This window comes from Pseudoalteromonas sp. SCQQ13 (assembly GCF_015864415.1).
In the GTDB taxonomy this organism is placed as follows: Bacteria; Pseudomonadota; Gammaproteobacteria; order Enterobacterales; family Alteromonadaceae; genus Pseudoalteromonas; species Pseudoalteromonas nigrifaciens.
Window position 1 is genome coordinate 29,106 of record NZ_JADYXG010000020.1, and the last position, 12,440, is coordinate 41,545.

Genomic DNA, 12,440 nt, shown 5'->3' on the forward strand with positions numbered 1-12,440 from the left:
ACAAACATGATTTCAGTCGCTCCAAAAGTAAATCAAGCCAATACCAGCTTGAAGTTAGACTTAGACAATTTAACCACAGAGCAAACAGCGTTAGAGATTAAAGATCTCGATCTTTACTACGGCGATAAACAAGCGCTGAGTAAAGTAAATATGAATATTCCAAAGGGCCAGGTAACAGCCTTTATTGGCCCGTCGGGGTGTGGTAAATCAACCTTATTACGGTGTATTAACCGCATGAACGACTTAGTTGATATTTGCCGCATAGAAGGTGAAATACTGCTACATGGACAAAACATTTACGATAAAAGCGTTGATGTAGCGGCGCTGCGTCGTAACGTAGGCATGGTATTTCAGCGACCTAACCCTTTTCCTAAATCAATTTATGAAAATGTGGTTTATGGTTTGCGCTTACAAGGTATTAAAGACAAACGTAAATTAGATGAAGTAGTTGAGCAATCATTGCGTGGTGCAGCGCTGTGGGATGAAGTAAAAGACAGGCTACACGACAGCGCTTTTGGGTTGTCGGGGGGACAGCAGCAACGTTTAGTTATTGCGCGCTCAATTGCTATTTCGCCAGAAGTATTACTGCTTGATGAACCTACCTCGGCACTAGACCCTATTTCTACTTTAGTAATAGAGGAGCTAATTAACGATTTAAAGAGCAAGTTTACAGTGGTAATTGTTACCCATAATATGCAACAGGCCGCCAGGGTTTCTGACCAAACGGCGTTTATGTATATGGGGGAGCTAATTGAATACTCAGACACCAATACTTTATTTACAACGCCTAATAAGAAAAAAACAGAAGACTATATAACCGGTCGTTACGGCTAATTCAGCCGATATTATGTGTACAATATTGATAGGATAATAACGATGGAACATAACATTAATAAGCATATTTCTGGCCGTTTTAATCAAGAATTAGAAAACGTACGCAACCTTGTGCTTAGTATGGGCGGGCTGGTTGAGCAACAGCTTAACAGTGCGTTAGATGCAGTGAGCCAAAATGATGCTATGCTTGCGCAAAAAGTGCGAGAGAATGATTATAAAGTTAATGCAATGGAAGTAAGTATTGACGAAGAATGTACGCGAATTATTGCCAGGCGTCAGCCTGCTGCAAGCGATTTGCGTTTAGTGGTGGCTATTGCAAAAACCATTGCTGATTTAGAGCGTATAGGCGATGAAGCAAAGCGAATTGCTAAAGTTGCATTAGATTCATTTACTAAAGACCAACAGGCTTTATTAGTAAATATTGAAAATATGGGACGCCAAGTATCAAAAATGTTGCACGATGTACTTGATGCATTTGCACGTATGGACGTACAACGTGCATTTGAAGTACACAAAGAGGATGCTAAAGTTGATAGAGAGTACGAAGCCATTATTCGTCAAATTATGACCTATATGATGGAAGACCCGCGCTCAATCCCGAAAATTATGGATTTAGTGTGGTCAGTTCGTTCATTAGAACGCATTGGTGATCGGTGTCAAAATATTGCTGAATATATTATTTATTTTGTTAATGGAAAAGATATTCGTCATACATCTCAAGAAGATATAGAAAAGTCTTTATAATTTTTTTAATTAGTCCTTTTTATTACAACGACGAATTATAATTTTTTTTTAGTTTGCTGGCGGTTGAGCAATAAAAAGCGTTCACAATCGAGCTTAATACTGTAAAATTCATGCCGCACAGCATACTAAATTGATTTAAGGGTCAGTTATGCAAACTAACGCGTTTCTAGGAGTATTTGCAAAATCTCCTATCAAACCAATGGAAGAACATATTCGAAAGGTTCATCAAGCTAGTAAAGCTTTGATTCCTTTTTTTAATCACGTATTTAAAGAAGAATGGCAACAAGCTGAAGAGCTACGTTTAACCATTCGTAATTTAGAACGTGAAGCCGATGAAATGAAAAGAAATATACGTTTACAACTACCGCGTGGATTATTTATGCCGGTAGAGCGTACAGATCTGCTCGAATTAGTAACCCAGCAAGATAAAATTGCCAATAAAGCAAAAGACATTGCAGGGCGTGTAATTGGTCGTGAGATGATCATACCAAAAGTAATTCAAATCGACTTTTTAGCTTATTTAACACGTTGTGTTGATGCTACTAAACAAGCATCTAATGCGATAAATGAGTTAGAAGAGCTATTAGAAACAGGTTTTAAAGGTCGCGAAGTGGCCTTGGTTGAAAAAATGCTCGTTGAATTGGATGCCATAGAACAAGACACGGATGAAATGCAAATTAAAATACGCCGCCAACTACGCGCAGTAGAAGGTGAGTTAAACCCGGTTGATGTGATGTTTTTATATAAGATCATTGAATGGGTTGGCGAGCTTGCAGATATTGCAGAGCGCGTAGGATCACGTCTTGAGCTGATGTTAGCTCGTTAATTTAAAATCAGTTCAAAAACGATAGATTAAGGTTACACAATGGATATCATTGCATCTTACGGCACGGTATTAATTTTAATTGCCGCAGCAGTTGGCTTTTTTATGGCTTATGGTATTGGCGCAAATGATGTTGCCAATGCAATGGGCACATCAGTAGGCTCTAAAGCGCTAACGATTAAACAAGCGATTTTTATCGCGATGATCTTTGAGTTTGCAGGTGCTTACTTGGCCGGCGGCGAAGTTACATCGACAATTCGTAATGGCATTATTGATTCAACGCCATTTATGGATATTCCTGAATTAATGATATTAGGTATGATTTCTGCGCTTTTTGCAGCAGGCGCCTGGCTATTAATGGCATCATTCTTAGGATGGCCAGTATCAACTACTCACTCTATTATTGGCGCTATTATAGGTTTTGCTTTAGTTGCAGTAGGCAGTGAAGCGATTCATTGGAACAAGGTTGCAGGAATTGTTGGTAGTTGGATAGTAACGCCTGCTATATCGGGTTTTATTGCCTACTTAATATTTATGAGCGCACAAAAGCTTATTTTTGATACGGCTACTCCGCTTAAAAATGCTAAACGTTTCGTGCCAATTTATATGGGCTTAGCTGGCTTTATTATGTCACTTGTGACAATTAAAAAAGGCTTAAAACATATTGGTATTAACTTAGGCACAGTGGAAGGTATTAGTCTATCTATTGCGATTGCAGTAGTAGTAGGCTTTATTGGTAAAATTGCAATTTCACGTTTAAAAATCGACCCTCAGGCCGATAAAAAAATGCAATTTAATAACGTTGAAAAAGTTTTTGCAGTACTTATGGTCTTAACGGCTTGTTGTATGGCATTTGCTCATGGTTCTAACGACGTTGCTAATGCTATTGGTCCTCTTGCGGCTGTGGTAAGTATTGTTGAAAACAACGGTGAAATTGCAAAACAAGCGGCTATTGCTTGGTGGATATTACCACTAGGTGGTTTTGGTATTGTGGCCGGTTTAGCTATTTTAGGTAAAAAAGTAATTAAAACGATTGGCGAAGGGATCACACATTTAACCCCTAGCCGTGGTTTTGCTGCTGAATTAGCTGCTGCTTCAACTGTTGTAATTGCATCTGGTACAGGCTTACCAATTTCAACTACGCAAACCTTAGTGGGTGCGGTGTTAGGTGTAGGTATGGCACGCGGTATTGCCGCACTGAACATGGGTGTTATTAGAAACATTGTAGTTTCTTGGGTAATTACATTGCCAGTGGGCGCAGGCCTTGCTATTGTTATTTTCTACGTACTAAGAACCGCATTTGGGGTTTAATAAAAAAGTACTTAAAGACTTTTAGCTTGAAAAGATCTCAATGCCCTAGGTGTTGGGGTCTTTTTATTTGTGGAAAGACAAAATGACTAATCTTCCGAGTATAAAACAGCTGCAGTATTTACTTGCAGTACATCAATATCAACATTTTGGCCGCGCTGCTAGTGCGTGCTTTATTGGCCAATCAACATTAAGTACAGCCATTCAAAACTTAGAAGAAACACTAGGCTGCCAACTTATTGAACGTGAAAACCGCAGTTTAATGTTTACCACCATTGGTGAGGAAGTAGTTGAACGTTCGCGCAAAATTATTCACGACACAATTAGTTTAAAAGAGCTCACTAAAAGCTTTTTAACGCCGCTGAGTGGTAAGTTAACCGTAGGGGTTATTCCTACTATTGCGAGCTTTATTGCCGCGCCTTTGTATCACTTTTGTAAGCAAGAATTTTGCGATTTAGAACTGGTATTAGTAGAAGATACTAGCGATAAGTTACTCGATAAATTAGAGCATGGTCAGATAGATTTAGCCTTATTAGCACTGCCGTATCAAACCGATAAGTTTCATACTCAGGTGTTAGCTAGAGATCATTTTAGTTTGGTACATCACAAAGACTACACGCCAGCAAAGAACGTGCAAGACTTTAACTTATTACCCGACGCCAGCGTGTTCTTACTAGAACGTGAGCACTGTATGACCGGACACGCGCTTAGTGCATGTCATTTAAACCGTGTCAGCTGCATAAACCCGTTTGAAGCAGCCAGCTTACATACTTTATTGAGCATGGTGGAGTATCAGTTGGGGGTGACCTTTTTACCGCAAATGGCGATTAATGCCGGCATTTTAGATAATAAAAATATGCTAGCAACTCCATCGGCGAATGAGGCATACCGTGAAATTGGTATTTTGTGGCGTAAAACAACCGGACGAATTCGCGACTTTAAATTGTTCAGCCAGCAATTAGAGGTGTTTTTAAAACACCAATGTAGTTTAGACTTTGCTAAAGAGACAGCAACAAGCAGCTAAGATAGCTGCTTGTTTTCATGGTTATGGCTTTCATATGGTTCTAGTTTAGGTAAAAAAAGTAAATAAACCCAAACAACCAGATTAAAGTAAGGCACTAGCCCTAATACAGTAAATACCCGAACCGGATAACCTTTAATGTGTGCATATCGGTAACACTGAAACGCAATTGCAAAATGCATAAGTAGTAATAAAACAACTAGCTGTGTCATATTTACCTCCTTAAACTCTAATAACATCCAACATCCAACATCCAACATCCAACATCCAACAAATTGTCGTCTTATTTGGGCTGATTTATAATGTCATGTTTTTTTGCGCTTATCCTATTAATTGCGCGACATTTGCTGATTTGTAAGTAAAGTATAGCCGAGAAAGATAATTATGATAGTAGTAAAGAGCTTAATTTTGTTTACAGCTGTTTATTTTTTGCTAGGTAGTTGTTGGTAAAACGTTTTATTTTTTAAAATCTTTTCAAGTTCACTTTTAACACCTTTAATAGGCATAGGGCGAGCTATAAAATAGCCTTGGCCGTAGTCAACGCCAATTTCTTTTAATGCAAAAAATACTTCTTCGGTTTCTACATATTCAGCCACAGAGCGCTTATCGAGTGAATGACTAATGTCGTTAATGGCCTTTACTAGTGCTAAATCAATAGGGTCGTTGAGCATATCGCAAACAAACGAGCCATCAATTTTTACATGCTGTGCTGGCAGTTGTTTCAAGTAGTTAAAAGTACTGAAGCCGGTGCCAAAATCGTCAATCGAAAAGTGGCAGCCTAAAATATTGAGTTTTTCAATCATTTTACGCGTAGCTGCTAAGTTGTTAATGCTGGCAGATTCGGTAATTTCAAAAATTATTTGTGTTGGTAAAACCTGATACTTTGCTAAATTTGACTCTATTAATGGCACTAAACGCTCATCTAAAAATGACTGCGCAGAGAGATTTATAGCTACTTGGTTAAGTTCTGGGTAGAGGGCAACATTAGCAATTGTGTTACGAATAACGCATTGATCCATTAAAAAAGTATCGTTTAGCATTTCTAATGAAGGAATAAATTGATTAGGAAAAACTAGTTCATCATTTATTTTTAAGCGCAGCAGCACCTCAAAGTAAGCAACTTCATTGCGCCTAAAATCCCAAATTGGTTGGTAATGCAGTTCAATGCTGTCTTGTTGTAGCGCTTGGCGAATACCATGACCCCACTCTAAACCCGTTTGTAGCGTATTGTTATGGGCATCTTGTTTTGCATAGCAATGTACTAAATTACGACCTAAATTTTTAGCGATATACAGGGCAATATCAGCTTGTTTTAAACATTCGCTCGGGTCGCAATTCTTTTCGGTAATTTGAGTTAAACCAATTGAGCAACTGATTGAGTATATTTGCTCCTCAGACTTAAATTGATTTTGTTCAATTGCGTTACATATACCTTCGGCAATTAAATGCGCGTCAAGCAAGTTGGTATGTTTGAGGATCACAGCAAATTCGTCGCCGCCAACTCTACACACTAAATGCTCGGTACTTATGTTTGTTATAAATAATTGCGCTACTTCTTTTAAAACAATATCGCCTTGTTGATGGCCTTTACTGTCGTTAATTATTTTAAAGTGATCTAAATCGATATAAATAAGCGCGTGCTCAATATCTGAATGGGTGTGCTGAGGTTGGCAAATACGATTCAGCTGTTGGTCAAAGTAATAGCGATTATGCAGGCCAGTAAGCGTATCGTGAAGTGCTAAATGGCGCAGCTGCAGTTCCGCTTGTTTTCGTTCATGAATATTGTCGATTGTGGCGGTAATAGTGGCGTTATTATGGCTGTTTTGTATGAGCTGTAGCCGACATTCAACCCAAATTTGGCTGCCATTTTTATGTTGTAGCCTTATTTCAACTTGTTGTTTGTACTCACCACCACAAAGAATGTCGTCTATTGTTGCTTGTAGTTTTACTTGGCATTCAGCAATACAAAAATTAGTTAATTGCTGTTGTAGTGTCGATTTAACGCCAAAGCCACTTAATGCTTCCCACGCTGGGTTGATAAAGCGAATAAGCCCTTGCTGATCAAGTTCTAGAACTACAGTATTTAAATGCAATAAAATACGTTGATGCGCAGAAAATAAATCTCGGTATCGCACTTCGCTTATGCTCAGTTGCTCTACTTTGTTAGCAAATTCAGCGTAGCTCACCATAAAGTCTTCGCGACGCGCTGCATGGTCGCATACTTTATTTAAAAATGGCGGATCGTATGGGGCACGTATAAAGTCGGTGACACCCGAAAGTAAAAGCTGCTCCGCATAATCTGCATCATCACTATCTATAATAGTTACAATTGCTTGCATAGGATTATGTTGTAAAATTTCAGATACTAGCACGCTCGACTCTTCTGCTCTTGCAGCGGTTGCATCAAGTAAAACAATTGCAAATTGTTGCTGGTTATAAGCATTAAGCGCGGCTTGGCTCGAGGTAACATGGGTAATCGAAAAGTTTAGCAGTAACGGCTTGCTGATTTCATTGGCTTTAGTGTTAGTCGGCTCTAACAGTAAGAGGTTTAAACGACTGCTTTTTTCTAAATGGTTAGCGAGCACACTTGCCAGCACTTGCGGCAGCATGTCTTGGCGCTCAAAAGGTAATACTGCATCAATACCGTAGCTGCGGGCAGTAGTTTCAGCTATTCGTTCACAATAAATAGGGGGAATAAGTAAGATTGGGGTATTTTTAGGGGTATTTAATAAGCCCGAGCGAATCATTCTTGAGAAGCGCCAGCCATCAATTTTACCTACATCAAGGCCAGTAATAATTATATTAACGGCTTGTTTTTTTAATATTTTTAAAGCTTGTTGGCTATCAGATACTTCTATAAATTCAAAAACATTTAATTTCTCTAAAGTGGCTCGAATAGTGCCACGCTCAGCACTGCTGGCGTTTAATATTAGCAATTTAAGCTGATTTACCACGTTTAGAGTACCCCTAAAAAATCACGATTATTCAAAAGAGTAAGAGTAATGATATTTACCGCTTAGGACAAGCGTATTTACGGCATGATAATAAATGCAGTAAAACAAGTGTAATTTAATGAGAATTTACCTGATTTCTTGAGCTTCATAAGCGATAGATATACACTTGGCGCGACTTTAAATGATGTGGATTACCAACTATGCGCGTGGCTGATTTTAGCTTTGACCTTCCCGACGAATTAATTGCTCGTTTTCCTAAGCAAGACAGAACAAGTAGCCGCTTATTGAGCCTAGATGGCCCAAGTGGTGTAGTTGAGCACAAAGTATTTAGTGATTTGCTTGAATTAGTTAACGAAAATGACTTGTTGGTGTTTAATAACACGCGAGTAATACCTGCCCGTATGTTTGGTCAAAAAGCGTCAGGCGGAAAAGTTGAAGTATTAGTAGAGCGTGTGCTTGATGAGCATAGAGTGCTGGCACATGTGCGCGCGAGTAAATCGCTAAAGCCTGGCAACGAAGTAATTCTTGAAGGCAAGGCAAAAGCAACCATGGTTGCGCGTCACGATACCTTATTTGAGCTGGAGTTTGAGCATAGCCAAAACGTACTCGATATATTAAATGATATTGGCCATATGCCATTACCGCCGTATATAGATCGCCCTGATAACGAGGCTGATCGTGAGCGTTATCAAACCGTGTACGGCGAAAAGCCTGGAGCGGTTGCGGCTCCTACCGCCGGTTTGCATTTTGACGATAAGTTAATGACCGCGCTAAAAAATAAAGGCGTACAAATGGCTTTTGTTACACTGCATGTGGGAGCAGGGACGTTTCAACCGGTGCGTGTTGCCACGGTAGATGAGCACATTATGCACTCAGAATACATAGAAGTGCCAGATGATGTGGTTGCTGCTGTAGCAAACACTAAAGCCAATGGTGGGCGTGTTATTGCCATAGGTACAACGTCTGTACGCTCTCTAGAATCGGCAGCAAAAGTACACGGTGGTAAGTTAGATACTTACTTTGGTGATACCGATATATTTATTTATCCGGGTTATCAATTTAATGTGGTTGATGCCATGATAACGAACTTTCACTTACCAGAGTCAACGCTTATCATGCTGGTAAGTGCCTTTGCCGGACAAAACAATATTATGGGCGCATATAACACCGCCATAGAGCAGCAGTATCGTTTTTTTAGTTATGGCGATGCGATGTTTTTAACCCGTAAATAAACACCACAAAATTTACTTGTTTAAGCTGGCTATTTGCTTTTAAATCAGCATTGAATTTACCGCAGTTAATAGTATTAACGCAGTAAAAAGGGTAGAATCGAGCGGTTAAATTATAGCTTGTTGGACTGTTTTTCCGACATTGAGGACAATATGAAATTTGAATTAGACACTACAGACGGTAAAGCGCGCCGCGGCCGCTTGATTTTTGACCGTGGTGTAATAGAAACTCCAGCATTTATGCCTGTAGGTACTTACGGTACTGTTAAAGGCATGACACCGGATGAAGTAAAAGCAACAGGCGCGCAAGTTTGTTTAGGTAATACGTTTCACCTAATGCTGCGCCCAGGCACTGAAATCATTAAGCAACACGGTGGTTTACATAAGTTTATGAATTGGGATTTCCCGATTCTAACTGACTCAGGTGGCTTCCAGGTGTTCAGCCTAGGTGCTATGCGTAAAATTACCGAAGAAGGCGTATTATTTAGCTCCCCAGTAAATGGCGAGAAAATTATGATGACGCCAGAATCATCAATGCAAGTACAGCGCGACTTGGGTTCAGATATCGTGATGATTTTTGACGAATGTACACCATACCCTGCTACCGAAAAAGAAGCTAAAGATTCAATGGAATTGTCACTTCGCTGGGCTAAACGCTCAAAAGAAGGCCATGGCGACAACCCATCTGCACTGTTTGGTATTATTCAAGGTGGTATGTACCCAGAGTTACGTGCACAATCGCAAGCCGGACTTGAAGAAATAGGCTTTGATGGCTATGCATTAGGTGGTTTATCGGTAGGTGAGCCGAAAAACGAAATGATCAATATTCTTGATCATTGCGCGTACAAAATGCCAGCAGACAAACCACGTTATTTAATGGGTGTAGGTAAGCCAGAAGACTTAGTTGAGTCGGTACGCCGTGGTATTGATATGTTTGACTGTGTTATGCCAACCCGTAACGCTCGTAATGGTCATTTATTTATAACCACAGGTGTGGTTAAAATACGTAACGCAGTACATAAAACAGATACTGGCCCGCTTGACCCTGAGTGTGATTGCCATACCTGTGGAAACTACTCACGTGCCTATTTACATCACCTTGATAAATGTAACGAAATTTTAGGCGCACGATTAAACACTATTCATAACTTACGTTATTATCAACGTGTTATGGAAGGCTTACGTAACGCAATTAGCGCAGGTAAGTTAGATGAGTTCGTTCAGGATTTTTATGCTCGCCGTGGCCAAGACGTGCCAGAGCTTGCAGATATAACAAATTAAATTTTAAAAATTAAAGAGGAAGTATCATGAGTTTATTTATTTCGAATGCCCACGCAAGTACTGGTTCTGCATCTGCCGGTGGCGGAATGGAAATGCTAATAATGTTAGCTATTTTCGGTTTGGTTTTTTACTTTTTGATTTATCGCCCGCAAGCTAAGCGTGTTAAAGAGCATAAAAGCTTAATGAGCGCGATGGCTAAAGGTGATGAAGTACTTACCCAAGGCGGTTTAGTGGGTAAAATAGTAAAAATTGCAGATGATAAAGATTTTGTTGTTATCTCATTAAACGAGCAAGCAGAAGTAACAGTACAAAAATCAGCCGTAACTGCGGTATTGCCAAAAGGCACAATGAAGTCGCTATAAAAATAATAAGGACGACCCCGTGTTAAACAAGTTTCCACTTTGGAAGTATTTACTTGTTTTAGCTGTGGTAGCCGTTGGCCTTTTATACGCCTCTCCAAACTTGTATGGTCGCGATCCGGCTATACAAGTTTCTGGCGCTAAAGGTGCTGATGTTGATCTCAGTGTAATAGACAAAGTAAACGCAACCCTCAAAAAACATAACGTTAGTGTTAAATCAACGAAACTCGAAGATGGGCAAATACTCGTTCGCTTTAGAAACGTTGAAGAGCAGCTAAAAGCGCAAGATTTATTGCGTAACTCTCTTAGCGATGATTACATTTCTGCTATAAACATGGCTCCAGCGCAACCAGCTTGGTTAAAAGCGGTTGGCGGCAACCCAATGAAGCTAGGCCTAGACTTAAGTGGTGGTGTGCATTTCACCATGGAAATTGACATGGCGACAGCCGTTGATAACCAGCTTGAGCAAATGGAAGAAGACTTTCGTAGCGACCTACGTGAAGAAAAACTTCGTTATCGCAGTGTTCGCCGTGTAGCGGGCTCTGATCGTATGCGTGTAGAAATGCGCAGCGAAGAAGATAAAGACGCTGCAGAGCGCTTCTTAAAAACGCAGTATCCATTAAATGTATACATAGATGATAGCAGTAACGATAACGCATTTTATGCGACTATGAGTGAGCAAAAACTCAAAGAAATTCGTGATTACGCTATCAAGCAAAACGAAACGATTATTCGTAACCGTATTAACCAAATTGGTGTTGCTGAGCCAAACGTACAGCGCCAAGGTGCTGAGCGAATTATTGTGCAACTACCCGGCATTCAAGATACTGCTCGTGCTAAAGAGATTTTAGGCGCAACGGCCACACTTGAGTTTCGCGAAGTAGAAGAAAACGCCGATATTAGCGCTGCTGCTCAAGGTCGTATCCCACCGGGTACTGAAATGATCATGAGCCGTGACGGTTACCCTGTGGTACTTAAAAAACGTATTATTCTTGAAGGTAGCCATATTACTGGCGCGCAATCAGGTAGCGATGAATACCAACGCCCGCAAGTAAGTATTACGCTAGATAGCAAAGGTGGGGCAAAAATGAATGCCTTTACCAAGCGAGCTATTGGTAAGCGCATGGCCACGGTATTTATTGAATACAAACCATCAGGTAAAAAAGATGCCGACGGTAAAGCGCTTCCGCCTATTAAGGTTGAAGAAGTTATTAACGTAGCAACTATTCAAGCACGCCTTGATCGCTCGTTCCGTATTACCGGTATTGATAACCCAGCAGAAGCACATAACTTAAGCTTATTACTACGTGCTGGTGCACTTGTAGCGCCAATTCAAATAGTTGAAGAGCGCACCGTAGGGCCAAGCTTAGGGCAAGAAAACATTGAAGCAGGTATGACCGCGGTAGCACTTGGTTTTGCATTCGTACTTGCATTTATGCTTATTTACTACAAAGGCTTTGGCATGGTTGCTAACCTTGCGCTTGCTGCTAACTTAGTACTTATTATTGGTGTTATGTCGTTAATTCCAGGCGCAACGCTTACTTTGCCTGGTATTGCCGGTATTGTACTAACTGTAGGTATGGCGGTTGATGCCAACGTACTTATTTTTGAACGTATTCGTGAAGAGCTGGCCGATGGCCGTAGCCCTCAACAAGCCGTTCATTTTGGTTATGACAGTGCATTTAGCACTATTTTCGATGCCAATATTACCACCTTAATTGCTGCCGTTATTTTGTTTGCTGTGGGCACTGGCCCAATTGCAGGCTTTGCGGTTACGTTAGCAATTGGTATTTTAACGTCAATGTTTACAGCTATTGTTGGTACACGTGCGATTATCAACTTATTTATCGGCGGTAAACGTGTTGATAAACTTTCAATTTAAGGAGT

General features: G+C 40.2%; 11 protein-coding genes. 9 read left to right on the forward strand and 2 right to left on the reverse strand.

What is annotated here, in order from left to right; translation table 11 throughout:
- The first annotated feature begins 6 nt into the window (after window positions 1-6).
- From pstB to I6F41_RS14770, 5 genes are all read left to right on the forward strand, one after another.
- Entirely contained in the window at window positions 7-834 is an 828-nt protein-coding gene (pstB, locus tag I6F41_RS14750) for a phosphate ABC transporter ATP-binding protein PstB (RefSeq protein ID WP_011327024.1), read from the forward strand.
- A gap of 42 nt (window positions 835-876) precedes the next feature.
- A complete protein-coding gene (phoU, locus tag I6F41_RS14755) occupies window positions 877-1,578 on the forward strand; it encodes a phosphate signaling complex protein PhoU (RefSeq protein WP_011327025.1) in 702 nt (233 codons plus the stop codon).
- 148 nt (window positions 1,579-1,726) lie between these two features.
- Window positions 1,727-2,404: a TIGR00153 family protein gene (locus tag I6F41_RS14760; RefSeq protein WP_011327026.1), complete on the forward strand. Its 678-nt coding sequence runs from the start codon at window positions 1,727-1,729 to the stop codon at window positions 2,402-2,404.
- Window positions 2,405-2,443: 39 nt separating this feature from the next.
- A complete protein-coding gene (locus tag I6F41_RS14765; protein WP_041454322.1) occupies window positions 2,444-3,712 on the forward strand; it encodes an inorganic phosphate transporter in 1,269 nt (422 codons plus the stop codon).
- Window positions 3,713-3,794: 82 nt separating this feature from the next.
- The gene (locus tag I6F41_RS14770) at window positions 3,795-4,733 is read left to right on the forward strand and encodes a hydrogen peroxide-inducible genes activator (protein ID WP_086994795.1); all 939 of its coding nucleotides are present in this window, start codon (window positions 3,795-3,797) and stop codon (window positions 4,731-4,733) included.
- Here I6F41_RS14770 and I6F41_RS14775 read toward each other — a convergent pair.
- Together I6F41_RS14775 and I6F41_RS14780 are read right to left on the reverse strand one after the other, a co-directional pair.
- A complete protein-coding gene (locus I6F41_RS14775) occupies window positions 4,730-4,942 on the reverse strand; it encodes a hypothetical protein (RefSeq protein WP_011327029.1) in 213 nt (70 codons plus the stop codon). The genes I6F41_RS14770 and I6F41_RS14775 overlap by 4 nt on opposite strands.
- Before the next feature lie 210 nt (window positions 4,943-5,152).
- Complete coding sequence (locus tag I6F41_RS14780) at window positions 5,153-7,684, reverse strand: GGDEF/EAL domain-containing response regulator (RefSeq protein WP_182677001.1); 2,532 nt, start codon at window positions 7,682-7,684, stop codon at window positions 5,153-5,155.
- Window positions 7,685-7,884: 200 nt separating this feature from the next.
- Here I6F41_RS14780 and queA point away from each other — a divergent pair, with 200 nt between their 5' ends.
- From queA to secD, 4 genes are all read left to right on the forward strand, one after another.
- A complete protein-coding gene (gene queA, locus I6F41_RS14785) occupies window positions 7,885-8,916 on the forward strand; it encodes a tRNA preQ1(34) S-adenosylmethionine ribosyltransferase-isomerase QueA (RefSeq protein ID WP_011327031.1) in 1,032 nt (343 codons plus the stop codon).
- Window positions 8,917-9,066: 150 nt separating this feature from the next.
- Window positions 9,067-10,194, forward strand: a complete 1,128-nt coding sequence (gene tgt, locus I6F41_RS14790) for a tRNA guanosine(34) transglycosylase Tgt (RefSeq protein ID WP_011327032.1) — start codon at window positions 9,067-9,069, stop codon at window positions 10,192-10,194.
- A 26-nt stretch (window positions 10,195-10,220) separates the two neighbouring features.
- Window positions 10,221-10,556 (forward strand): preprotein translocase subunit YajC, encoded by a 336-nt coding sequence (gene yajC, locus I6F41_RS14795; protein ID WP_011327033.1) that lies wholly within the window; start codon window positions 10,221-10,223, stop codon window positions 10,554-10,556.
- A gap of 19 nt (window positions 10,557-10,575) precedes the next feature.
- On the forward strand, window positions 10,576-12,435 hold the full coding sequence (secD, locus tag I6F41_RS14800; RefSeq protein WP_011327034.1) for a protein translocase subunit SecD: 1,860 nt from the start codon (window positions 10,576-10,578) through the stop codon (window positions 12,433-12,435).
- Window positions 12,436-12,440 lie beyond the last annotated feature (5 nt).